The organism is Ruegeria sp. B11 (assembly GCF_056539785.1).
Map to the genome: position 1 here is coordinate 695,432 of NZ_JBQFVO010000002.1, position 22,732 is coordinate 718,163.

The 22,732-nt window shown below is 57.6% G+C and carries 21 protein-coding genes and 1 pseudogene; 7 read left to right on the forward strand and 15 right to left on the reverse strand.

Annotated features, from left to right (window positions below; all coding sequences use genetic code 11):
• Positions 1–3 precede the first annotated feature (3 nt).
• The 4 genes from ACR0I1_RS10835 to dctP form a co-directional block, all read right to left on the reverse strand.
• A complete protein-coding gene (locus tag ACR0I1_RS10835) occupies positions 4–1,260 on the reverse strand; it encodes a malonyl-CoA decarboxylase (protein WP_170423171.1) in 1,257 nt (418 codons plus the stop codon).
• Positions 1,257–2,573 carry a TRAP transporter large permease gene (locus ACR0I1_RS10840; protein ID WP_170423173.1) on the reverse strand — a complete coding sequence of 439 codons (1,317 nt, stop codon included), beginning with the start codon at positions 2,571–2,573 and terminating at the stop codon, positions 1,257–1,259. The genes ACR0I1_RS10835 and ACR0I1_RS10840 overlap by 4 nt, the downstream gene beginning before the upstream one ends.
• Before the next feature lie 5 nt (positions 2,574–2,578).
• Positions 2,579–3,121 (reverse strand): TRAP transporter small permease, encoded by a 543-nt coding sequence (locus tag ACR0I1_RS10845; protein WP_170423175.1) that lies wholly within the window; start codon positions 3,119–3,121, stop codon positions 2,579–2,581.
• A 101-nt stretch (positions 3,122–3,222) separates the two neighbouring features.
• Entirely contained in the window at positions 3,223–4,209 is a 987-nt protein-coding gene (dctP, locus tag ACR0I1_RS10850; protein WP_170423177.1) for a TRAP transporter substrate-binding protein DctP, read from the reverse strand.
• Between the two features lie 138 nt (positions 4,210–4,347).
• Between dctP and ACR0I1_RS10855 the strand changes: the two genes are divergently transcribed.
• The gene (locus ACR0I1_RS10855) at positions 4,348–5,004 is read left to right on the forward strand and encodes a GntR family transcriptional regulator (RefSeq protein ID WP_170423179.1); all 657 of its coding nucleotides are present in this window, start codon (positions 4,348–4,350) and stop codon (positions 5,002–5,004) included.
• A gap of 104 nt (positions 5,005–5,108) precedes the next feature.
• On the opposite strand, the gene ACR0I1_RS10860 is transcribed toward ACR0I1_RS10855, so the two are convergent.
• Entirely contained in the window at positions 5,109–5,273 is a 165-nt protein-coding gene (locus ACR0I1_RS10860; protein WP_170732836.1) for a hypothetical protein, read from the reverse strand.
• A gap of 511 nt (positions 5,274–5,784) precedes the next feature.
• Between ACR0I1_RS10860 and ACR0I1_RS10865 the strand changes: the two are divergent.
• A pseudogene (locus ACR0I1_RS10865) lies at positions 5,785–6,174 on the forward strand (IS5/IS1182 family transposase); the annotation flags it as partial.
• Between the two features lie 240 nt (positions 6,175–6,414).
• A complete protein-coding gene (locus tag ACR0I1_RS10870; RefSeq protein WP_480706417.1) occupies positions 6,415–8,394 on the forward strand; it encodes a bifunctional 2',3'-cyclic-nucleotide 2'-phosphodiesterase/3'-nucleotidase in 1,980 nt (659 codons plus the stop codon).
• Positions 8,395–8,483: 89 nt separating this feature from the next.
• Here the strand turns inward: ACR0I1_RS10870 and ACR0I1_RS10875 are convergent, their stop codons facing one another.
• From ACR0I1_RS10875 to ACR0I1_RS10905, 7 genes are all read right to left on the reverse strand, one after another.
• Positions 8,484–9,632, reverse strand: coding sequence for an amidohydrolase (locus tag ACR0I1_RS10875; RefSeq protein ID WP_480706419.1), 1,149 nt, complete (start codon positions 9,630–9,632; stop codon positions 8,484–8,486).
• 108 nt (positions 9,633–9,740) lie between these two features.
• Entirely contained in the window at positions 9,741–10,757 is a 1,017-nt protein-coding gene (locus ACR0I1_RS10880; protein ID WP_170394570.1) for a GlxA family transcriptional regulator, read from the reverse strand.
• Positions 10,758–11,074: 317 nt separating this feature from the next.
• On the reverse strand, positions 11,075–12,070 hold the full coding sequence (locus ACR0I1_RS10885; RefSeq protein ID WP_170596135.1) for a helix-turn-helix domain-containing protein: 996 nt from the start codon (positions 12,068–12,070) through the stop codon (positions 11,075–11,077).
• A gap of 96 nt (positions 12,071–12,166) precedes the next feature.
• A complete protein-coding gene (gcvP, locus tag ACR0I1_RS10890) occupies positions 12,167–15,022 on the reverse strand; it encodes an aminomethyl-transferring glycine dehydrogenase (protein ID WP_170663326.1) in 2,856 nt (951 codons plus the stop codon).
• A gap of 111 nt (positions 15,023–15,133) precedes the next feature.
• The gene (gcvH, locus tag ACR0I1_RS10895) at positions 15,134–15,499 is read right to left on the reverse strand and encodes a glycine cleavage system protein GcvH (protein WP_170393732.1); all 366 of its coding nucleotides are present in this window, start codon (positions 15,497–15,499) and stop codon (positions 15,134–15,136) included.
• Between the two features lie 17 nt (positions 15,500–15,516).
• Positions 15,517–16,614, reverse strand: coding sequence for a glycine cleavage system aminomethyltransferase GcvT (gcvT, locus tag ACR0I1_RS10900; protein ID WP_480706422.1), 1,098 nt, complete (start codon positions 16,612–16,614; stop codon positions 15,517–15,519).
• Between the two features lie 291 nt (positions 16,615–16,905).
• Positions 16,906–18,093, reverse strand: a complete 1,188-nt coding sequence (locus ACR0I1_RS10905; protein WP_480706424.1) for a Zn-dependent hydrolase — start codon at positions 18,091–18,093, stop codon at positions 16,906–16,908.
• 129 nt (positions 18,094–18,222) lie between these two features.
• Between ACR0I1_RS10905 and ACR0I1_RS10910 the strand changes: the two genes are divergently transcribed.
• From ACR0I1_RS10910 to ACR0I1_RS10925, 4 genes are read left to right on the forward strand one after another with little or no spacing between them, the layout of a single operon-like run.
• Complete coding sequence (locus tag ACR0I1_RS10910; RefSeq protein WP_170513888.1) at positions 18,223–18,873, forward strand: histidine phosphatase family protein; 651 nt, start codon at positions 18,223–18,225, stop codon at positions 18,871–18,873.
• A gap of 10 nt (positions 18,874–18,883) precedes the next feature.
• Complete coding sequence (locus ACR0I1_RS10915; RefSeq protein WP_480706426.1) at positions 18,884–19,498, forward strand: glutathione S-transferase family protein; 615 nt, start codon at positions 18,884–18,886, stop codon at positions 19,496–19,498.
• A gap of 14 nt (positions 19,499–19,512) precedes the next feature.
• Complete coding sequence (locus ACR0I1_RS10920; RefSeq protein ID WP_170394589.1) at positions 19,513–20,568, forward strand: saccharopine dehydrogenase; 1,056 nt, start codon at positions 19,513–19,515, stop codon at positions 20,566–20,568.
• Between the two features lie 3 nt (positions 20,569–20,571).
• Entirely contained in the window at positions 20,572–21,714 is a 1,143-nt protein-coding gene (locus tag ACR0I1_RS10925; RefSeq protein ID WP_170394592.1) for a saccharopine dehydrogenase C-terminal domain-containing protein, read from the forward strand.
• A gap of 66 nt (positions 21,715–21,780) precedes the next feature.
• Here the strand turns inward: ACR0I1_RS10925 and ACR0I1_RS10930 are convergent, their stop codons facing one another.
• From ACR0I1_RS10930 to ACR0I1_RS10940, 3 genes are all read right to left on the reverse strand, one after another.
• Complete coding sequence (locus ACR0I1_RS10930) at positions 21,781–21,981, reverse strand: DUF1127 domain-containing protein (protein ID WP_480563455.1); 201 nt, start codon at positions 21,979–21,981, stop codon at positions 21,781–21,783.
• A gap of 57 nt (positions 21,982–22,038) precedes the next feature.
• Positions 22,039–22,275 (reverse strand): DUF1127 domain-containing protein, encoded by a 237-nt coding sequence (locus ACR0I1_RS10935; RefSeq protein ID WP_480706428.1) that lies wholly within the window; start codon positions 22,273–22,275, stop codon positions 22,039–22,041.
• A 130-nt stretch (positions 22,276–22,405) separates the two neighbouring features.
• Positions 22,406–22,723 (reverse strand): DUF3775 domain-containing protein, encoded by a 318-nt coding sequence (locus ACR0I1_RS10940; protein WP_170408475.1) that lies wholly within the window; start codon positions 22,721–22,723, stop codon positions 22,406–22,408.
• Positions 22,724–22,732 lie beyond the last annotated feature (9 nt).

The following is a 22,732-nucleotide window of genomic DNA, read 5'->3' on the forward strand; positions in this document are numbered from 1 at the left end:
GGGTTACCTTTCCTGTGTCGTGGTGAGAGAGGCTGACGCGGCAAGCGATTTGGCCTCGGACGAGGCGATTACCTCGCGGGTGTTGGCGAACTGTTCGTGGTTCTGCGCTACGCGGCCAAGGTCATAAAGATAGTTGACCATGGTGCCACCGGACTGTGCCCGGCCCTTGTCCGAAACATCCGCGTCGGCATGAACCGCATGGACCAGCGCACCGTTGCCAAGATGGAACCGTGCCACCGGATCGAACGGCAGATCGCCCCGACCTTTGGCGTTCAACAGGTAATGTGCGGCCAGTGCTTTCATCTGATCGGGCTCTTCGATGTTCCAATCGATGCCTTCCTGCGACAACCATTTGGTCAGCCCCGGAATTGGCGAGAGCGTGACGAAGGTTTTCAGCCCCGCCAACTCAGCCGACAGGTCCGAGGCCACCTGTTTGATCAGCGAATTGCCGAAAGAGATGCTGGCCAACCCGGCCTGACAGTTGGAGATCGAGTAGAACACAGCCGTATCGGCCTGATCTTCGGGCAATGGATCGCGGTCTTCGGCGAGCAAGGCCTGTACGGAACCCGGAATACCGCTGTTCAGCGCCACTTCGACAAAGATCAGCGGCTCATCAGGCATCGAGGGATGAAAAAAGGCAAAGCAGCGCCGGTCAGTGGGTTCCAGCCTGCGGCGCAGGTCATCCCAGCTGTCGATGGCATGGACCGCCTCATACGCAATGATCTTTTCCAGAATATGCGCCGGGCTTTCCCAGTTGATCGGGCGCAGCACCAGAAAGCCACGATTGAACCAGCTGGCAAACAGGTGCCGGAAGTCCAGGTCAAGCGCCTGCAATTCGGGCTCCTTGCCGCCCAGTCGCAATAGGTCGGCGCGCATCTGAACCAGCGCTCCGGTGGCACCGGGTACCCGGTTCAGACGGCGGATCATTTCCTGCCGGGCCGGTTCCACCGCAGCCGCAAAGGTGCGATAGGTCGCTTTCGAAGGGTTGCGCTCGTATTCGTCCAGTGACGAACGTACCGCCTCGGGATCGATATTCATGGCGGTGGCGAGATAGCGGAAGAACTCCAGCTTATCGTCATCACTCAGCGTATCGAACCGGGTCAGGATTTCCTCGGCCAGCGCCAGCCCCGAAGTTTCCCCCGCTGACCCAACCAGCGCGTCGGCCAGTTCGGTCAGTGGTCGGCCATCCGGAGCCACCGCGCCGTCGCGGCGGTAACGCCGCTCGAACACGGTGGATAGAAGATCCGCCAGCAGGGTCATACCGCTGCTCCCATCACCAGGTCAGGCAGCCATGTGGCTAGACCGGGGAACAGGCACAGCAGGACAATCGCGATCACCATGCAGGCCACGAAGGGGAGAGAGCCTGTCAGGATGGTCTTGAGCGAGATGTCGGGCGCAATGCCGTTGATCACATAGAGGTTCAGGCCGACAGGGGGCGAGATCAGGCCAATCTCCATGTTGATGGTCAGTACAACCGCAAACCAGATCGGATCGAAGCCAGCGGTGGTGATAATCGGCAGCAGGATCGGTGCCGCCATCAGGATCACAGCGACGGGCGGCAGAAAGAACCCGGCGATCAGCAGGAACACGTTGACCGCACCCATCAGAACCCAACGGTTCACGTCCAGCGTACCGATCCATTCGGCAATCGCCTGTGTGATGAACAGCGAGCTGAGCATGTAAGAGAACACACCGGCAGCAGCGATGATGAACAGGATCATCACGCTTTCCTTGGTGCTGTCGCGCAGCACGACCCAGATGTCCTTGGGGTTCCACAGCTTGTAGATGATCATCGCGATCAGCAGGCAGAGCAGGGCACCGACAGCAGCCGTTTCCGACGGGGTGGCGATACCGCCATACATGGCGTAAAGCACACCCAGAATGATGCCGAGGAAGGGCAGCACGCGCGGCAGAATCTCGAACCGTTCGGCCCAGGTGTAGCTGCCCGAACCCAGACGGGTCGCGTCACCGGATTTCCAGGTCGAATACAGCGACCAGGCCATGAACAGACCCACCAGCATAAGGCCCGGGATCACACCGGCCAGAAACAGACGGCCAATCGAGGTTTCGGTGGCAATACCGTAAACGATCATGGTGACCGATGGCGGGATCAGGATTCCCAGAGTACCGCCTGCAGCGATCGAACCGGCGGCGACGCCGTCAGGATAGCCACGTTTGCGCATCTCCGGGATACCCATCTTGCCGATGGCGGCACAGGTCGCGGGTGACGAACCGGACATAGCCGCAAATAGGGCACAGGCACCGAGGTTTGATACGACCAGACCGCCGGGAACACGGGTCAGCCAGCGTTCCAGCGCTTCGTACAAATCCGCTCCAGCTCTGGTAGAGGCGATTGAGGCCCCCATGATGATGAACATCGGGATAGACAGAAGGGCGAAGTTATCGAGTTTGCCGAACAGGATTTCCGGCATCAGTTCCAGCGAGCGCGGTCCGTCAAAGACGATTAGGAACCCAGCCGAGACGATCAGCAGGCCGATGGCCACGGACACGCCCGAGAAAAGAACAAGGATGGTGGCGATGGCGACAATAGCGCCGAGCAGAAGGGGATCCATCGGCTTTACTCCAGACCAAATGGTTTATCGATGCCAAGCAGGACGGCGACGAGATCGGCGATCAGTTGCAACAACAGCAGACCAAAGCCAACTGGGATGGCGAGGTAGGGGATCCACAGGCGAACGCCCCAAACGGTGTCGGATTTCCATCCGCGCTCCCATGCGAAGTGCCAATACTCGTAGCCGTAGAACAGCATGACTGAGACGATGGCGATGGACAGAACCGAAGTCAGGATCGCCATGTAAAAGCGGGCTCGAGGTGCGAGCGAAATCGGGATCAGGTCAACATTCACGTGACCGCGCAGGCGCTGCACATAAGGCAGACCGACCAGGGTTGCGGCGATGACCAGATAAATGACCGCTTCGGTTTGCCAAATGGTCGATTGATTCAGCACGAAGCGCACGATGATCATCTGGCAGGTGATGGCGACAGCAGCGACGATCATGCCTGCGGAACACCATCCAGCCAGAGTTGAAAGCGCAGCGACAAAGCGAAGGAAGGGATTGTTCCCTGTGTGGGAAGCAACGGCAGAGCTATGACCGGCCATTTGCGCCTCCTGTGATTGAGATGCAATTAAGTCTGAAGATCAGAGAAGATCAGAACCAAGATCGGATGCCGAGCGGCGGCAGGCCGCCCGGCAAGATGGGGTCATTCGACTGCCAGAGCCTTGTCCAGCAGGTCCTGCCCATCAGGAACCTCTTCTACGAAGGCCTTGTAAGATGTTTCCATTGCCAGCGTACGCCATGCTTCGAAGTCTTCGGCGCTCATCTCCGCAATCTCAACACCGGCGTCGGCAAAAACTTTCGCCGAGTTGGCGTCCTGTTTCTTGGCCTCTTCCAAATAGAAGGCCTGTGCCTTTTCCGATGCAGCCAGCAATGCGGCTTGCTGATCTTGGTTCAGTCCGTCGAAGGTGGATTTGTTCATCAGCAGCGGCTGATACATGAACCACAGCGCCACATCGCCCGCAGGGGTATAGCAGGCAACCTGCTCGTAGATGCGGTAGCTGACAAAGGACGAGGACGACGTGTTGGCCGCCTGCAAAACGCCGGTTTGCATGGCGTTATAGATTTCCGACGACGCCATTGATGCGATCGAGGCATCAGCGCCGGCCAGCATCTGCTCAAAGGATTTACCTGCCGCGCGAGTCTGCAGGCCTGCGACATCCTCAGGGTTCGTGATGCACTTGTCTTTACCGGCGAAGCCACCGGCCAGATAGCCATGCACCAGCACCATCACGTCGTCCTGAGCCATTTTCTCTTCCAACGCCTCCATGAAGGGCGAGTCGGCCAGACGGGCAGCGTGATCGTGGTTTTTCACCAATCCCGGCATCAGCGTCAGATTATAGGCAGGCTGCTGACCGCCGGCGTAGGACAGCGGCAGTATGGTCATATCCAATTGACCGCGGCTGAGCGGCTTGTACTGCTCGCGCGGCTTGAACAGCGATTTCGAGCCGAAAATCTTGATTTCCAGATCAACGTCCGCCGCCGCAACCTCGTCTGCAACAATCTGTGCTACTTGATGGCGAATGTCCTTGTTCGACCACTGATGTGACAGGCGCAGTTCCTCCGCTGACACCAATGTACCTGCGGATGCAAGCGCCAACGCAGCGACGGCCGTTTTGAACACTGATTTCATTTTTTCCTCCCGTTTTCAGTCCCGGATGAGCCGGGGATGAATAGAAGCATAGGGCAGTGATGTTTTTTTAGTCAAGGTTTTTGTATACAAGATATGATTTCTTGAGTTCTCGCCTAATCACAAGTAAAACAGAAACCTATGGACCAACGACTTGCAGATACCATCGCTCAGGATTTGGAAGAGCTGATTTTTGACGGGACATTTTCGGACGGTGACCGTCTAGATGAGGTCAAACTGGCTGAGCAGTTCGGGGTCTCACGAACGCCACTTAGGGAAGCATTCCAGAGACTTGCCTTGTCGGGGTTGGTCGATCTGATAGCGCGGCGGGGCGCTTTTGTCCGACAGCCCGGCCCGGTGGAACTGATGGAGATGTTCGAGGTCATGGCCGAGCTTGAAGCCGTGTGCGGTCGACTTGCGGCGTTGCGCATTTCCGATGAAGCTTTGCTTGAACTGACCGAAGCTAACAGCAAATGCCAACTGGCCGTGGATGCGGGCAATCCCGATGCGTACTACCTGGAAAACGAGCGGTTCCATCGAATCATCTATCAACAGTCCGGCAATGCATTCTTAGAGCAAGAAACTTCCAAGCTGCACAGAAGGCTCAAACCATTCCGTCGACAGCAGCTTCGGTTCCGTGGTCGTATGGCCCAGTCCATGGCCGAACACGAAGAAATTGTCAGAGCCCTGAAAAAAGGCGTACCGGAAGAAACAGCGAATGCGCTGCGTGACCATGTCGCCGTACAGGGTGAGAAGTTTCGCAACCTTATGGCTTCACTAAAGAGCGCAGCTGAGTAGCAGTTGCCATTAATACACGCGGAATTTCATTGTGAGCGCGACTGGGCTGGTCAGCTAGCGTTGATGCCAGTGCGCCTTTGAATCAGATCTCAAATATAATCGGGTCAAATTTCGAACCCCATGTAGGTGAAGATGATGACCGTAAGATAGACCATCCCGGCTACAAACGAAGGAATGATGGTCGGTAGGATGATTTCATTGGCGAAGCCACATTGAAGGCTCCCAAGGTTACCGCAGACCAGCAGCAGGATCATTATGGCGGATTTCATCACCCAGCCAACATTTAGAATCCAAAGTATCTTTTAGATAATCTGCATAGTGATCAGTATCATGAACCAACCCAACACGATGGCAATGATCGTAACGCCTCCAGGGCAGAGCTTGAAACCCTGAATTCGCACCATAACGAGGCCAAACAGATAGAAAACCGCTGAAACCTGAAGCGCACGAGTGGTTCGATAAAGCCAAGAGTACCGCGCGCTTATCCCATCGCCGAATGCCCGCTGCACCTAGTCGATCAGCTCGCCTTCATCCGGATAAGTGGTGCCCAATTCGGTTTTGACCACCCGTGCGGAACAAACAAATATTGGTGAAGATGATGAGCCGCCAGACCAGCAATGAGGGTCATATGACTACTGACGCGGCAACGATAACGAGCACCAGAATCGAACTGACGGCGATGAATACAGCTCTGAATATGTTTACTTTGGGCGGGCCGGACACGGGAATGTTCTGAAAGAAAATTGATGTAAGCAAGTTGCAAGTGTTTGTTAATTCTTGAAAAACGGCGCAGGGGGGCGTCTGATTGGTCGAACCAAGCGCGGCACGAACACCAAGTCACACGCCATCTGCGATAGCCAGAGGCGTTCGCTTAACCTGATTGTCACCGCCGGACAGGTCAGCGTCGGCATTGGCGCATGCGCGATGCTTGGCGACTTTCTAAATGTCGAATGATTGCCCAGGGAACGCGGCCACGATGCCGACCGGTTCCGGGAAGCATTGCAAGACAAGGGGATACGTGCCTGCAATGCAGGCTGAACGCAAAGCAAGACCCCGGTCAAATATGACAAGCGTCGGTACAGACGGCAAAACCGCGTCGAGATCATGTCCGGCAGGCTCAAGGGTCTTATGCGCGTTGCGACGCTCTTTGACCGCTGTTCGGGGGTCTGACTCTCAGCTAGCGCTCTCGCGGAAACCGCCATCCATCGGTTGGAAGGCCTGACGATGGGGGCAGTTCGCTGCAATCGCCTTTGGTGCGTAAAGTGGCTTGGACTGTGCAACTCAATACAATAGGCTTTTAGGATCCTACCCCCAAGTTCGACATGTTTGTTGCAAAGATCTTCACTGTCATACCCTTGTTGTGAAAAGCATCCAGAACACGCGTCGATCCACAAACCTGAGAGGTGCCTTATGTCCTATTCCAATCGTAGTTTGATTTCGCGCCGTCAGTTTCTTGCCACTACGACCGCCAGCGCAGCTGCCATCACCTTGCATCCCTTTTCGGCGGCGGCGGCCAACAATCAGGCGCATCTGAGGATCATGGAAACCACCGACATCCATGTTCACGTGTTCCCATACGATTACTATGCGGACAAACCGCGCGATACTGTCGGGCTGTCGCGGACCGCTTCGATCATTAATGAGATCCGTTCCGAGGCGACAAATTCGCTGCTCGTCGATAATGGAGATTTTCTGCAAGGCAATCCGATGGGCGATTACATCGCCTATGAGCGTGGCATGAAAGAAGGCGATAGCCATCCGATCATCACTGCCTTCAATACTGTTGGTTATGACGCTGCCACTTTGGGCAATCACGAGTTCAACTATGGCCTAGATTTCCTTGAAAAAGCGCTTGCTGGTGCAGAATTCCCCGTGGTTCTGGCCAATGTCGCAAAAGAGACTGGGGCGTCCCCCCGCGATGATACGACTCTGGTGAAGCCCTATGCCATCCTTGAGCGTGAGATTGAAATGGGGGATGGCAGCAAGCATCCGATCAAGATTGGTGTCATCGGTTTCACGCCACCTCAGATCATGAACTGGGATCGCAAGCATCTGGAAGGCAACGTGCAGGCGCGTGACATTGTCGAAACTGCGCAGGCTTACGTCCCCGAGATGCAAGAGCAGGGTTGCGACCTGGTCATCGCCCTGTCGCATTCCGGCATTGGGGATGCGGATCACGCTGATGGAATGGAAAATGCGTCGGTCGTTTTGGCAGGGGTCGATGGCATCGACGCGCTGGTGACCGGGCACAATCACCTGGTATTCCCGTCCGCTACCTTTGCGGATCGCCCTGGAATTGATGTCGACAAGGGGACCTTGATGGGCAAACCGGCGGTCATGGGCGGCTTTTGGGGGTCACATCTTGGCCTGCTGGACCTGCTGCTTGAGCGCGACGGGAACGAATGGCGGGTTGTGACGACAACGTCTGAGGCGCGCCCGATTTCAAAGCGCAACGAAGATCGTTCGATCACGGCACTTGTTGGCGACGATCAGAAGGTGCTGGACTCGGTGGCGAAAGATCATGACGAAACACTGGCCTATGTACGCCGCGCGGTCGGCAAGACTTCGGCCCCGCTGCACAGCTACTTCGCGTTGGTTGCGGATGATCCATCGGTGCAAATCGTCTCGATTGCGCAGAAATGGTACGTCGAAGAGATGATGAAGGGCACCGAACATGAAGGTCTGCCCATTCTATCGGCTGCAGCGCCGTTCAAGGCAGGGGGTCGCGGCGGCCCGGACTATTACACAGATGTTCCGGTGGGCGATGTTGCGATCAAAAACGTGGCTGATCTTTACCTGTATCCCAATACCGTGCGCGCGGTGCGGGTGAACGGTGCACAGGTTCGGGGTTGGTTGGAACGCTCGGCGGGTATGTTCAACCAGATCGAGGCGGGATCAGAGGATGCGATTTTGCTAAACCCGGACTTCCCGTCTTACAATTTCGACGTGATGGACGGTGTGACCTACCAGATCGACTTATCGCAACCGTCGCGCTTTGGACCCAAGGGGGAAGAGATCAACCCGGATGCAGCCCGTATCGTAGATTTGGCCTTCAACGGTGAGGCGGTCACGGATGACATGGAGTTCATCATTGCCACCAACAACTATCGTGCTTCGGGCGGCGGCTCTTTCCCGGGCGCAATGGGTGATACCGTCGTGTTCGAAGCCCCTGACACCAACCGCGACGTGATCGTGCGGTATATCGTCGAGCAAGGAACAATCGATCCCAAGGCCGATGCAAACTGGTCGTTCGCGCCGCTTTCTGACACTACCGTGTTGTTTGAAACTGGTCCAAAGGCGCGCGACTACATGGGCGAAGTCAAAGGCGTCACCATCGAGGATGCCGGTGAAGGCGCTGATGGGTTTGCGGCATTCCGCATCAGGCTCTAGCAAGGGTAAGGTCCAAATTATAGTGTGAGCGGCCGTCTTAGATCATTCATCTGACGGCCGTTCGAAGGTGCTATGTTGCTGGGCCTCGTTCAGTCTTCGTCTTGCAGCGGAAGCCTGTCGCGCACGAGATTTGCCCAGAATTCCGCGCCGATCGGCAGTAACGCATCGTTGAAATCGTAGTCGTTCGAATGCAGCGGTTGACCGTTGGGGCCGGATTCACCGTTGCCCAGTAGGATAAAGCAGCCGGGTACGGCTTTGCAAAAATGCGCGAAATCCTCTGAAAAGCTCATCGGTTGACGATTGGGAAGTGTGTCCAGCCCGGATAGCTGCGCGACGCGGATGGCAGCCTCGGTCGGGATCGGTGCGTTGACTGTTTCGATGAATTCGGTTTTGAAATCCACTTGGACTTCAACGCCATGGGCGGATGCGATGCCATGCGCAATCTTGCGCATGTGTTCTTCGATCTTGTTTCGATCTTCAGGGCTGCAAGCCCGCGCATCACCCTTTAGCGTTGCCGTTCCTGGCAGAACGTTGCGCTGCCCGTCGGTCAGAAATTCGGTCACTGACACAACCGCCCCGGCGCCCGGGGCCAGCTTGCGTGCGACAATTGTCTGAAGCGCCAGAACGATTTCTGACCCAACGGTTAGCGCATCACGTCCAGACTGCGGCATGGACGCATGGCCGCCTTGTCCATTGATCGTAATTTCGAAAAGGCTTTCTGATGTGCATATTAAACCGGTTCGGGTCGACATCTGCCCGGCGGGTGCCCCAGGCAGGTTATGTATGGCGTAGACTTCTTCGATTGGAAATCGCGTCAAGACATTCTCGTCCAGCATTGCATTAGCCCCCAGTCCAAGCTCTTCATTCGGTTGAAACAGGAACACCACCGTGCCGCTGAAACCGGGATCCGAGGACAAAGTCTTTGCTGCGCCCAACAGCATCGTCATGTGACCATCATGGCCACAGGCGTGCATAATGCCGGGATTTTGTGACACGTAATCATGATCGCTGGCTTCCTGAATGGGTAGCGCGTCCATATCTGCGCGTAATCCGATCGCGCGGTTGCCTTGACCGGCCCTGAGGATACCCACCACGCCCACGCCTTCATGAACTTCAAGCCCGTATTGACGTAGCAGCGCCGCAACTTTGGCTTTGGTTTTCGTTTCATTGAAGCCCAATTCGGGGTGTCTGTGGAATGACCGCCTAAGTTGGCGAAGTTCGGGTTGGTTCAATTCCATGGCGGTTAATGTTCCCAGATTATAGGTGCTATCCGAGCGGGGCGAACTCGGACTCTAGCCCTGATTGGTAGAGTACGATGGCAGACGGGTCCACCGGCACGGCATCTCTCAATCGTTCTGTCCCGACCAGCCACGCCTGAATGAAGTCGGCGCTGCGCCGTATCGTTTCTTGAACCGAACTGTCAGTTGGGTCGCGCTGCCAAAACCCGTGGCGGCCGCAATTTCAGCAACGGTCATTTCTGTTTCGCTTAGCAACGCGTAGGCGCGCGCCACACGCAACTCGATGTAGAATTGTACCGGGGAAACCTCGACATACTTTTGAAACAGCCGCTCCAACTGTCGGCGAGAAATCTGAACGATCTTGGCGATCTCAGAGATATCCAGAGGCTCTTCCAGATTCTCATGCATGATCTGGATGGCGTTGATCAGGTATTGGTTCCGACTGCCCAACGCGACAGAAAACGCGGATTTCTGGAGCGTTTTTTGATTGTTGGATCGTGAGTGGATGCACATGTCCGAGACGATGATGGCCAGATCCTTTCCGAAGTCGGTTTCAATCATGTCCAGTACCATGTCGGTTGCCGCGTTACCTCCACCGCAGGTCATCAGATCATTGTCAATCTCATACAGGTTAGCCGATGGTGTCAGGTGTTCGAAGTGTTCAACAAAGGCGGGTTGGTTTTCCCAATGCAGTGTGAACCTCTTGCCGGTCAGCATGCCTGCCTTGGCCAGCGTAAATGCGCCGGTACAAATTCCACCAAGCTTGCAGCCAAACGCTTTCTGACGGCTGATCCACGAAAGGATCGTTGAATTAATGCTTTCCGATGGTTCGATCCCTGAACACACAAACAATCTGGATGATCGCGGTAAATTATGCAGAGCCAAGTCAGCTGCTATTTCGACTCCATTGGAGCATCGAACAGGGTTCCCATCCTCAGAGATCAGAAACCACTTGTAGAGCTCTTTGTTGGTGACCTGATTGGCGATCCTCAGCGGTTCAACCGCTGCGCTAAAGGCAAGCATGGTGAGTTTCGGCAGCAACAGAAAATAGATCTCGTTGGATGATCCGTCATAATCGATGTCGAAGGTCGCGGCCCCTTTCGGAACGAAATTCCTAGGTTTCATGCTCTCTTTTCCCAGTGCGGACCTGGATGGATAACCGGCCCGTACAATATCGTATCGATCGAAACACCAGCGTATCAACTTCGCAGATCACAAGCGAGAGGTCCTACGACAACAATTGGCCAGCGCGTAGCTGCGAGCTTGTCTGAAAGACGGCAACTGAGGATTTAGCCGGGCCAATATTTGGGCCGGTGGCAAAGCATTGTTAACTGGACTAACAATCGTATCTGTCGTCAACCTCATGAATGGTGAATGCCAAAAGTTCAGGCCCAGTGTGATATCAACCGCATTCGACTGCGCTGTCGATTCACACGATCAAGCTAAACAGCCTGAGTTTTGCCTGCAAATCGCCGATTTCGTACACTTTCGGGCGATGCATCATAGTGATCCCGGAACGCACGCACCAATGCACTTGTGGAAGAAAAGCCCGTAGCGGTCGCCACTTCAAGATAGGTCATCTCGGTAAATTGAAGCAGGCCATAGGCCCGTTCTAGGCGAAGTTCCCGATACGTTGTCAGCAGTTTTACACCCGTTCTGTCCAGAAACCGCCGCTGTAACTGGCGCGTTGATGTACCAAGCGCCATCGCAAGTTCCGGTATCCTAAGCGGATCCTCCAGATTGTTCTGCATCTTTTCAACAACCTGTCGCACCATTGGGTCGGCTTTTGAACGTCTGATCAATCGAGCTGCCAGTTGGCTTGCGCATGTAGTTTGCCTGTCGGCCAACCCGATATAGCTGCGTACTGACTCGGCCAGATGCTCGCCGTGATCAAAGGCAACAAAATCGGACAACAAACGCAACGTGCCCAATCTGGTTGATGCGCTATGGGTGCGGCTATCCGAGGACCAGTATGTACCCGAACCGACGTCGATCAGTCCAACCTCTTGCGCTGCGGCAGAAAAGTTGGGGTGAACCGATGCAATCCGCTTGGTTGCGCGACTAGTCTGGGCGAGAAGAAACACTGCACCGCCAACGAGAATTGATCGGTAGGACAGGTTCAATACTTGGGCGATCCAGGTTTTGTCCGACGGTGTCAGAGGCCAGCTTTTATAGATATCCCCCCAGAAAATCGCGGTTCGCCCGGCCCAGTGCAAGGGTCCGCCCGCAGCACCGTCGGCAATGGTGCGGATATTTGTAATGTATGTATGGCCTTCGTTCAGTTCATTCAGGGCACGATAGAAATCAACCAGCATATCTGCCGATGCTTCCGCTCCGCCCTCGCAAAGAATGATCTCGATCTGATGATCTCGTTTGGAACGTGCCAACGTGGTTTCGGTCAAATGCGCATGGTCATTTACAGGGACATAATGCTTCATTTCTCCTCCACCTTCTTTAGCACTTCGGCCGCGAGCAGTCGTTCCCGAATTCGGATTGAAACCCCCGCCAGTTGGCGGGGGTTTATTGATTGAGGTTTATTCAGCTGCGTCCATGTATTCGGTCATTGGCGGGCATGTGCAGATGAGGTTTCTGTCGCCGTATGCGTTGTCGACGCGGTTGACGGGGGACCAGTATTTGTCGACGCCCATGGAGCCCGGGGGGAAGCAGGCCTGTTCACGGGTGTAGGGACGGTCCCAGTCGCCGACCAGATCGCGCACCGTGTGGGGAGCGTTTTTCAGCGGGTTGTTTTCCGCATCGATCTTGCCGTCGATGATGTCCTGTGCCTCGGAGCGGATGGACAGCATGGCGTCGCAGAAGCGGTCCAGCTCGTCCATGGGTTCCGATTCCGTGGGCTCGACCATCAGGGTGCCGGCCACCGGCCAGGACATGGTGGGCGCGTGGAAGCCGCTGTCCACCAGACGTTTGGCAATGTCATCGACGCTGACATGGGCCGCTTCGTCCAGCGGGCGGGTGTCGAGGATGCATTCATGCGCCACGCGACCCGTTTCCGAGGTGTAGAGGATCGGGTAGGCATCCTTGAGCCGCGCCGCGATGTAGTTGGCGTTCAGGATCGCCACTTTCGTGGCCTGCGTCAGACCCGCGCCGCCCATCAGCAGCACATAGGCCCAGCTAACCGGCAAGATCGAGGGCGACCCAAAGGGCGCCGCCGAGACCGGACCCACGGCAGTGCCGTATTCCGGGTGGCCGGGCAGATGCTCGGTCAGATGCGCTTTGACGCCGATCGGACCCATGCCGGGGCCGCCGCCGCCATGGGGGATGCAGAAGGTCTTGTGCAGGTTCAGGTGGCTGACGTCACCGCCGATGTCTCCGGGACGCGACAGACCCACCATGGCGTTCATGTTGGCGCCGTCGATATAGACCTGACCGCCGTGATCATGGGTGATCTGGCAGACCTCCTGCACGGTGGTCTCGAACACGCCATGGGTCGAGGGGTAGGTGATCATGCAGGCGGCCAGATGATCGGAGTGCTTTTCGGCCTTGGCGCGGAAGTCATTCAGATCAATGTTGCCCTTCTCATCCGCCTGCACAGGCACAACCTGCCAGCCGACCATCTGCGCCGAGGCCGGGTTGGTCCCATGCGCCGAGGTCGGGATCAGGCAGACATTGCGCTGCCCTTCGCCCCGGGCGAAGTGATAGTTGCGGATGGTCAAGAGGCCTGCGTATTCACCCTGCGCGCCCGAGTTGGGCTGCTGGCTGATCGCGTCATAGCCGGTGATCTGGCACAACTTGTCGTTCAGATCATCGATCATCTCATGATAGCCCTGCGCCTGATCTTCGGGGCAGAACGGGTGCAGGTTGCCGAACTCGGGCCAGGTGACCGGGATCATCTCGATCGTGGCGTTCAGCTTCATGGTGCACGAGCCCAGCGGGATCATCGCCCGGTCCAGCGCCAGGTCGCGGTCGGCCAGACGGCGCATGTAGCGCGTGATCTCGGCCTCGGCCCGGTTCTTGTGGAAGATCGGGTGGGTCAGGTACTCGCTTTCGCGCAGCGCGTAATCCGGCAGGCGATAGGCCACGTTTGAGCTGTCATCCTTGCGGTCGATGCCGAAGGCCCCCCAGACCGCCTCGATGGTCTCGGGCCGGGTCTGTTCGTCCAGGCTGATGCCCACTTTCGTGTCGCCGACCTTACGCAGGTTGACGCCCCGGGCCACAGCGGCCTCCATGACCGTTTTCTGCAGATGGCCAACCTCAACCGTGATCGTGTCGAAGAACACTTCCGGCTCCACAGCAAAGCCTGCCTCTTCCAGACCGGCGGCCATACGCGAGGTCTTGCGGTGCACCGATTGCGCGATGGCCTTGATGCCGTCGGGGCCGTGATACACGGCATACATCGAGGCAATCACCGCCAGCAGCGCCTGCGCGGTGCAGACGTTCGAGTTGGCTTTCTCACGCCGGATGTGCTGTTCGCGGGTCTGCAGCGCCAGGCGGTAAGCCTTGTTGCCCCGGCTGTCGATGCTGACACCGATGATCCGGCCCGGCATCGAGCGCTTCAGCTTGTCGGTGGTCGCCATATACGCGGCGTGCGGGCCACCATAGCCCATCGGCACACCAAAGCGCTGGGTCGAGCCGATGGCGATATCCGCGCCCATCTCGCCGGGCGACTTCAGCAGCGCCAGCGACAGGATATCGGCGGCGACGATGGCAATCGCCTTGTGTTCATGCAGCGCCGCGATTTCCTTGGTGAAGTCGCGCACATGGCCGTGCGTGCCCGGATACTGGAAGATGGCGCCAAAGACCGCGCCCGCATCCAGCGTGTCCGGATCAGCCACCTGCACCTCGATGCCCAGAGGCTCGGCGCGCGTTTTAATCACCGCGATGGTCTGCGGGTGGCAGTTCTTGTCGACAAAGAAGGCTGCATTGTTGGCCTTGGACCGGCCACCGCGCTTGGCCATCGCCATGGCTTCCGCCGCAGCAGTCGCTTCGTCCAGCAAGGACGCGTTGGCCACGTCCAGCCCGGTCAGGTCGCTGACCATGGTCTGGAAGTTCAAGAGCGCCTCAAGTCGGCCCTGGCTGATCTCGGGCTGATAAGGCGTGTAGGCCGTGTACCAGGCCGGGTTCTCCAGAATGTTGCGCAGGATCGGCGCCGGCGTGGTGGTGCCATAATAGCCCTGACCGATCAGCGAAGTCAGAACCTTGTTCTTGCTCGCCACTTCTTTCATGTGAAAGAGCGCATCGCGCTCAGTCATCGCCGGACCCCAGTCCAGCGGCTCTTTCTGCCGGATCGCCGGCGGGACGGTGGCGTCGATCAGCTCGTCCAGTGTCTTGAAGCCGATCACCTTGAGCATGTCGCGCATCTCGGTCGGGCTGGGCCCGATATGGCGGCGGTTGGCGAAGTCATAGGCTTCGTAATCGGTCAGTTTGAAGGCCATGTGTGCGCTCCTCAAGGATAGGTCAGGCCCGGCGGAGACGGCAGGAGCCTCCGGCGGAAGTATTTGGAAACAGATGAAGGGGCGGGGCCGCGCACGGACCCGCCGCCTGAGTTAACCGATGAAGGCCTTGTAGCCGGCCTCGTCCATCAGGTCTTCGAGCTGCGAGGCGTCCGCGATCTTGATCTTGTAGATCCAGGCCTCGCCTTCGGGGTCTTCGTTCAGCGCGCCGGGATTGTCGGCCAGCGCCTCGTTCACCTCGGTGATCTCGCCGTCGACCGGTGCGTAAAGCTCGGACGCCGCCTTGACGGATTCAATCACGCCGATCTCGCCGCCTTTTTCGAACTCGTCGCCTGCTTCCTGCTGTTCCACGAACACCACGTCACCCAACTGCTCGGCGGCGTGTTTGGTGATGCCCAGCGTGGCGGTGTCGCCGTCAACGCTCAGCCATTCATGCTCTTCGGAATAATAGGTTGCCATGTCTCTCTCTCCTGACTTCAACGCTTGTAATTCTGTTTGACGAAGGGCAGCGCCACGATCTCAGCCGGTTGCGGCTTGCCCCGGATGATCAGGTTCACCTTCTCGCCCGGCTCGCCATGGCCTTTGCTCACATAGCCCATCGCCACCGGTCCACCCACCGTGGGGCCAAACACGCCCGAGGTGATCTGACCGATGCTGTTGCCCTCAAGGCACCGCACTTCCACACCCTGACGCGCAGGCGCACGGCCTTCGGGCTTGATGCCCACCAGCTTGCGCGCGGGACCTTCGGCCAGTTCCTTTTGCACGCGGGCCGCGCCCGGGAAACCGCCCTCTTCCTTGCGGCGCTTTTGCATCGCCCAGCCCAGCGAGGCCTCGACCGGCGAGGTGCTCTGGTCGATGTCATTGCCATAAAGGCACAGACCTGCCTCAAGCCGCAGGCTGTCGCGCGCGCCCAGACCGGCCGCTTCGCAATCCTCATGCGCCAGAAACGCCTTGGTGATCTCGATCGCCTTGTCTTCGGGGATCGAGATCTCGTACCCGTCCTCGCCCGTGTACCCCAACCGCGAGATGCGGCATTCGACGCCGTTGATCTCGGCCACCGTGGTTTCCATGAACTTCAGATCCCGCGCGGCGGGGCACAGTTCGCCCACAACGTTTTCCGCCGCAGGGCCCTGAACCGCCACCAGCGCGCGGTCGAAAATCTCGATCACTTCGACGCCTTCGAGGTGCTCACGCATATGCGGAATGTCCTGATGGCGTAGCGCCGCGTTCACCACCACAAAGTAATGATCGCCCGCGTTCGACACGATCAGGTCATCCATGATCCCGCCTTCTGCGTTCGTAAAGAACCCGTACCGCGCCTTGCCCTCTTTCAGCGTCGCATAAGCCTGCGGGCACAAAGCTTCCAGCTTCTCGCCCACATTCTCGCCGCGCAGAATAACCTGACCCATATGAGACACATCAAACACCGCCGCCTTCTCACGACACTGCTTATGCTCTCCCATGATCCCCAAAGGATACTGAACAGGCATCTCCCAACCCGCAAAATCAACCAACTTACCCCCCAACTCAACATGCAAAGCGTGAAGAGGCGTGCGTTTTAAGGATGAAGTCATGGTGGCCACCTGCTTTGTATCAGTTACCCAGAAACGTTCCTGTCAGTCTGACCCAAGCTGCACAGATTGCAACGATTCAGCCCAGGATTTCAGCAGATCGCCTCGATCACGGCAGAACAGTATACGGGTGCATGCATCAATAATGTTCCTATAGGAAACTTTTTTCCGTTAGGCAACACTCCTTGTTCGGAGTCAGTAAAACTGTGCCGAGCACCCACCCATAGCTGGTAGACATCCTCGATAGTAACTTGGTTTAGCGTGGAAAATCGTGAAATGGTCTTCAACTTACCTTCATTCCTCAAGGGAATGGACTGCGCGATCAAGCACCCTGAGACCTGCAACCAAATCCTCTTCGGCTGTGTCTTCGGCAAAATCGTGGCTGATTCCGTCAATCGACGGGACAAAGAGCATCGCAACCGGCATCAGGCGCGAGACATTGGTGGCATCGTGGAGCGCTCCGGATGGCATATTGCGCCAACGCCCAGGCGCAATGGCCTGCGCGCCGCTTTCCAGCGCACCGCGCAAAACCGGGTCCATGCTGACGGGCTCTAACCCCAGCATCGGGCCGTAGGTTAGTGTTACGCCCTGCTCTTCGGCAATCTGCTGTGCGGTCGCGCGAATGATGTCTTCCATACGCACCAGACGCTCAGGATCGCCGTCGCGCCATTGCATCGAAAACCGCACCCGTCCCGGCACGATAGAGGACGCATTGGGGTGAACATCAACACGCCCGATGGTCCAGACGGTTTGCGGCGTGACCACATTACGGAAACGGTCATTGAGGCGCGTGTTGAACAGCGACAGGGCCTGAAACGCGTCACGTCGCAAGTGCATTGGCGTGGTTCCAGCATGGTTTTGCTGGCCTTGGAAGGTGATGACCATATCGCGGATGCCGACGATATCGGTGACAACGCCGATCTGTTCACCGGCTGCATCCAGTGCCGGGCCCTGTTCGATGTGCATTTCGATGAAACCGCTGAACCGGACAGGATCAACAAAGCCTTGCGACTTCTTTGCCATTTCAGCCCGCGCGCTGCCAAAGGTGACGCCTGAGCCATCAGTCAGCACGTCCGCCTGTTCCAAAGATAATCCACCTGACCAGACCGCCGATCCGGTGGTGACGCCGAACCGCCCCTCTTCGTCCTGAAAACTGACGACCGAGATGGGTCGGTCACTGGAGCGCGCGATTTCCAGTGCCGCAATGACGCCCAGGGCTCCGTCCAGCCAACCGCCCTCGGGCTGGCTGTCGGAATGCGAGCCCATCAGCAGTGATCGGCCTTCGGCCAACCCGAACATGTTTCCAACCGGGTCGACATGCGGGGTCAGCCCAGCCTCGGCCATGCGCGCGGCGAGCCACTGGCGCGCGGCGATATCAGCTTTGGAATAGGCGGGACGGATGACGCCCTTGCCGACGCCCGAAGCCCCGAATGAACGCAGCGTGTGCAGATCGGTCAGAAACCGTGTGTGATCGACAGCCATGGGTCCTCCTTGTCGGGGTGACCATAGCGGTAAACTTCGCCTGATATAGGAGTTTTTTCGGGCCCGCGTGAAAGCCCTCTGGTCCCGGCCCCGAACCTGCCCTAAGACGTCAACGCAAGAGGGATCATCATGTCACATATCACATTAGTGCGCCACGGGCAGGCCAACACAACCGCACGGGATGAGCTGAGCTATGACCGGCTGAGCGAACTCGGTCACCAACAGGCCCGTTGGCTGGGCGCGCATTTGCGCGATACCCGCCTGCATTACCCTCGGGTTTATTGCGGCACACTCAACCGGCACGTGGAAACTGCGGCCAGCATGGGGCTGCCGCAGCCAACTCGGGATGCGCGGCTGAATGAGATCGAGTATTTCACCCTTGCCCAGTTATTCCAACAGCAGCACGGGGTTGAAATACCAACCGACCGCGAAGGCTTTGTCGAGCACTTGCCCCGCACCTTTGCCGCCTGGTCCCGGGGCGAGATCGAAGATACGCCAGAATCCTTTGAAGAGTTCGAGACTCGCGTTCGCGATGCTCTGCGTGAGATAGGCACCGAAGGCGGTCCGGCAATTGTCGTGACCTCGGGCGGGCTGATCTCGATGGTGGTGCGGCAGGCGATGGGCTTGGACATCCCATCGATGGCGCGGGTGGCGCTTGCCATCATGAACACGTCGATGCATCGTCTGCACCCGATTGGCGCGCAGCTAAGTCCGGTTCTGTTCAACGCAGTACCCCATCTGGAAGCGCCAGACCGTCAGTTCGCGCAGACCCATCTGTAAGGAGGCTACAATGCAACTTTATTATGCCCCCCGCACAATCTCGGTCGCCGTGGCAATTGCGCTGGAAGAGGCCGGGCTTGAGTATGAGGCCATCCAACTGGACTTTGCCGGAGGTGAGCAAACCAAACCCGCCTATAAGCAGATCAATCCAAAAGGTCGGGTCCCGGCACTGGTTGTGGATGGCGTCATTCTGACCGAAACCGGAGCGTTGCTGGAATACACTGCCGCTAAAGCGCCTGAGGCGGGATTGGTGCCATCAGATCCGGTTATGGCGGCGCGGATGCGAGAGGTGATGTTTTATCTCGCCTCGACCATGCATGTGAACCATGCCCACAAGATGCGCGGGCCCCGTTGGGCAGACAAGAAATCCAGCTGGAAAGACATGAAGGACAAAGTCGCGCAAAACATGACTGAGTCCTGCGCATATATCTCGTCGAACGGGTTGCGTGGGCCGTTTGTTTTGGGCGAGGCGTTCTCGCTGGCCGACGCGTACCTGTACGTGGTTTGCAGCTGGCTGGAGGGCGACGGTGTTGACGTCTCGGCCTTTCCAAAGATCATCGCCTTCCGAGAAGCGATGGAGGCGCGTCCCTCGGTACAGGCGGTACGCGCTGCCGGTATGCTCTGACAAAAGGAATTGGAATGACACATCTCTGGGTCCGGGCAGAACAGCGCCCGAACGAGGAACGGGTCGGGCTGACCCCCGAAGGCACTGCCGCGTTGATCGCGGCAGGCATCCGCGTGACGGTCGAGGAAAGTTCCGTCCGCGCCATCGCAATTGATGGCTACAAGGACGCGGGCTGTGAAATCGCGGCTGAGAATTCCTGGCCCAATGCCCCGCTGGACGCGATCATCTTTGGCCTCAAGGAGCTGCCCGAGGACGGCACGCCCCTGCCCCACCGCCATATCATGTTCGGCCATGCCTATAAGGGGCAACATTCAGGACGCGCGCTTTTGCAGCGGTTCAAGGCTGGCGGCGGCACACTTTATGATCTGGAGTATCTGGTCGAGGAAAACGGCCGCCGGGTTGCCGCTTTCGGCTATTGGGCTGGATACGCGGGGGCTGCCGTGACGCTCAAGACATGGGCGGCCCAGCAACGAAATGAAGAATGCCCGCCGGTTGGTGTTTATAAGAACAAAGACACGTTGAATGCCGAATTGCTGGCCGAGCTGGACTCCACCGGCGCCGACCGTCCCCGCGCCATCGTCATCGGTGCGTTGGGCCGTGTTGGCACAGGCGCGGCTGATCTCTGCGAGGCAATGGGCGTCAGCGTTACCAAGTGGGACATGGCCGAAACCGCCCGCGGCGGACCATTCCCAGAAATCCTCGATCACGACCTGTTCTTGAACTGTATCTTCGCTCGTCCCGGCACACCGGTCTTTGTCCCACGGTCAGCGCTGACCACCTCGCGGAACCTTACAGCTATCGGCGATGTGGCCTGCGACCCGGATAGCGATTACAACCCAGTGCCGGTCTATGACCGCGCGACCACATGGGATGCCCCCGCCTTGCGCGTGGCCACCGATCCGGTGATGGATGTTATGGCGATCGACAACCTGCCGTCGATGCTGCCTGTCGAAAGTTCCGAGGACTACGCGGCGCAATTACTTCCGTCGTTGTTGACCCTCACCGATCTGGATAGCGGCGTCTGGGGCCGGGCAGAAGCAACTTACGAAACTCATATTGAAGGGATCTGAGCGATGACGATTCACTGGTGCGGCACCGGCCTGTCGGCCATCCCCGGCCTGCGCCGTCTTATTGAAGGCGGGCACAAAGTCACTGTCTGGAACCGGACCATTGAGAAGGCCAAGACAGAGGTCGGTGACCTCACCGACGACATCCGCGCCTTCGACATCGACGCATTGGGTGCGGTGCTGGAAAAAGGTGACGCCATCGTATCGATGCTGCCTGGTGACTGGCATGTACCTTTGGCAGAATTGGCAATCTCGAAAGAAGCCAACTTTGTCTCTTCCTCATATATCGCACCTGAGATGCGCGCGCTGGACAGCAAGGCCCGCGAGGCCGGAGTAGCGCTGGTTAACGAAGTTGGGTTGGACCCGGGCATCGACCATCTGATGGCGCATGCGCTGGTTGCCGATTACCGCGCCTCGGACGCGTTTGATCCCCAAAACCACCTGAGCTTTATCTCTTATTGCGGAGGCGTTCCCAAGAATCCCAACCCGTTCCGCTACAAATTCAGCTGGTCGCCTCTGGGTGTGCTCAAGGCGCTGCGCTCTCCATCCAAGTCAATCCGGGACTACGCGCCGCTGGATGTCGCCCGACCTTGGGACGCGATCACCAGCTACATCGCGCCGCTGCCCACTCCGGAAAGCTTCGAAGTTTACCCGAACCGCGACTCGATCCCCTTCAAGGCCGAGTACCAGTTCGAGGATCACTGGCCGGTCAAGGAATTTGTCCGTGGCACCCTGCGCCTGAACGGCTGGGCTGAGGCGTGGTCGGATGTGTTCACCGAAATCGAAACGCTGTCCGGCCCCGAAGGCGATGCGCGCTTGAAAGAGATGTCGGATCAGTTCTGGGCCGAGAACGCCTATGACGAGGGCGAGCCTGACCGCGTGGTTTTATGTGTGGGCCTGAAGGCGGAAAAGGACGGCGTTGAAGTTTGGCACAAAACCTATGTCATGGATGCCTGGGGCGACGCGCGCGGGACGGCGATGGCGCGGCTGGTTTCGATCCCGGTTTCACTGGCCGTCGAGGCCGTGCTGAACCGCGCTATTCCCGCAGGAGTTCACGCTGCACCCAGCGACCCGAAGCTGGTGCAGGACTGGATGCGCGAGATCGACACGCTGGCGCAGCACCTGCAGATCGTGGACCACACGGCCTAAATCACAAACAGCCGCTCCGGTACTTTCGGAGCGGCTGCGTTCTTAATGCGGCTTAACCCGCTATCGTCAGATGTATTGCGCAATCACCGCTTCAACATCACAGCGATTGATGCCCAGTTCTGACAGATCGGAATCAGAAAGCCGGTTCAGTTCTTGGGCGGCACAAACGATATCCGCCCTGATCGCGTGTATTCTCATCGCCCGGTCAAACAGCATCAATGCGCTTTTTGAAGGGGGTTGTTTCGGGATTGGGTTGGCATCCAGCATACTTGTTACCTCAGCAAAATTTAAAATGGACCGATTTCCGTTCAGCGCCGGAAAGGCTTAAACGCCGTTCAGATAGGGTATGCTCTGATAGACGTTCCGATATACGCGCCGCCTGATCTCACCACGCGGAATGCCGATATCAAAAAGCTGACGATCGCTGAGTTCTTCAAGCGCCCGGATCGTGTTCTTGTAGACCTTGCGGCGCTGCCATCCTGACTTTGGCACTGTTTGGTTCACAAGTTGACCAAAAAGCAGATCCCGATGATCTGCTCCGGTTGCATTGACATGTGCCATGACGGTTCCTCCTAGATTCATCGCTGTGTTTGATGAACCTGATCAAAGAACTCGACATTAACCCCGACGGAAGGCCGCATTAATTTTGCTTCATACGCTAGGATAAGCTGACCCGTCGCCAGATCACCGACTACATCAGATCGTTTTCAACGTCCTCGGCTGAAATTCCCAGCGCATCCAAACCGTTTTCCAGATGGTCCGACAAATGCGGTGTTCCGATCAGATAATCCGCGCAAGGCGTCGAGGCTTCGGACTTAGCCGTCGCAATCGCTTCGGCCAAATCCTCGGCAAAAAAGCTTTCTCGACCGATCCACATGACGGCCACCAGCTCTGCTTGCTCATCCTCACCCATACGGTCGATGAATGCGCGCAATTCGCCCTCGGCCCGGTCCAGTTCACGCCCCATCATGGCGACCTGGGCGATTTTTCTTGCCGAGATTTCCAACATCTGTCTCAA

Coding starts and splice junctions, on each gene's coding strand:
- ACR0I1_RS10910 (WP_170513888.1), top strand. CDS start 18,223: ATGTCACATATCACATTAGTGCGCCACGGGCAGGCCAACACAACCGCA.
- ACR0I1_RS10880 (WP_170394570.1), bottom strand. CDS start 10,757: ATGAAACCTAGGAATTTCGTTCCGAAAGGGGCCGCGACCTTCGACATC.
- ACR0I1_RS10860 (WP_170732836.1), bottom strand. CDS start 5,273: ATGAAATCCGCCATAATGATCCTGCTGCTGGTCTGCGGTAACCTTGGG.
- ACR0I1_RS10845 (WP_170423175.1), bottom strand. CDS start 3,121: ATGGCCGGTCATAGCTCTGCCGTTGCTTCCCACACAGGGAACAATCCC.
- ACR0I1_RS10935 (WP_480706428.1), bottom strand. CDS start 22,275: ATGGCACATGTCAATGCAACCGGAGCAGATCATCGGGATCTGCTTTTT.
- ACR0I1_RS10915 (WP_480706426.1), top strand. CDS start 18,884: ATGCAACTTTATTATGCCCCCCGCACAATCTCGGTCGCCGTGGCAATT.
- gcvT (WP_480706422.1), bottom strand. CDS start 16,614: ATGACTTCATCCTTAAAACGCACGCCTCTTCACGCTTTGCATGTTGAG.
- gcvH (WP_170393732.1), bottom strand. CDS start 15,499: ATGGCAACCTATTATTCCGAAGAGCATGAATGGCTGAGCGTTGACGGC.
- ACR0I1_RS10835 (WP_170423171.1), bottom strand. CDS start 1,260: ATGACCCTGCTGGCGGATCTTCTATCCACCGTGTTCGAGCGGCGTTAC.
- ACR0I1_RS10920 (WP_170394589.1), top strand. CDS start 19,513: ATGACACATCTCTGGGTCCGGGCAGAACAGCGCCCGAACGAGGAACGG.
- ACR0I1_RS10925 (WP_170394592.1), top strand. CDS start 20,572: ATGACGATTCACTGGTGCGGCACCGGCCTGTCGGCCATCCCCGGCCTG.
- dctP (WP_170423177.1), bottom strand. CDS start 4,209: ATGAAATCAGTGTTCAAAACGGCCGTCGCTGCGTTGGCGCTTGCATCC.
- ACR0I1_RS10875 (WP_480706419.1), bottom strand. CDS start 9,632: ATGGAATTGAACCAACCCGAACTTCGCCAACTTAGGCGGTCATTCCAC.
- gcvP (WP_170663326.1), bottom strand. CDS start 15,022: ATGGCCTTCAAACTGACCGATTACGAAGCCTATGACTTCGCCAACCGC.
- ACR0I1_RS10870 (WP_480706417.1), top strand. CDS start 6,415: ATGTCCTATTCCAATCGTAGTTTGATTTCGCGCCGTCAGTTTCTTGCC.
- ACR0I1_RS10905 (WP_480706424.1), bottom strand. CDS start 18,093: ATGGCTGTCGATCACACACGGTTTCTGACCGATCTGCACACGCTGCGT.
- ACR0I1_RS10885 (WP_170596135.1), bottom strand. CDS start 12,070: ATGAAGCATTATGTCCCTGTAAATGACCATGCGCATTTGACCGAAACC.
- ACR0I1_RS10840 (WP_170423173.1), bottom strand. CDS start 2,573: ATGGATCCCCTTCTGCTCGGCGCTATTGTCGCCATCGCCACCATCCTT.
- ACR0I1_RS10940 (WP_170408475.1), bottom strand. CDS start 22,723: ATGTTGGAAATCTCGGCAAGAAAAATCGCCCAGGTCGCCATGATGGGG.
- ACR0I1_RS10930 (WP_480563455.1), bottom strand. CDS start 21,981: ATGCTGGATGCCAACCCAATCCCGAAACAACCCCCTTCAAAAAGCGCA.
- ACR0I1_RS10855 (WP_170423179.1), top strand. CDS start 4,348: ATGGACCAACGACTTGCAGATACCATCGCTCAGGATTTGGAAGAGCTG.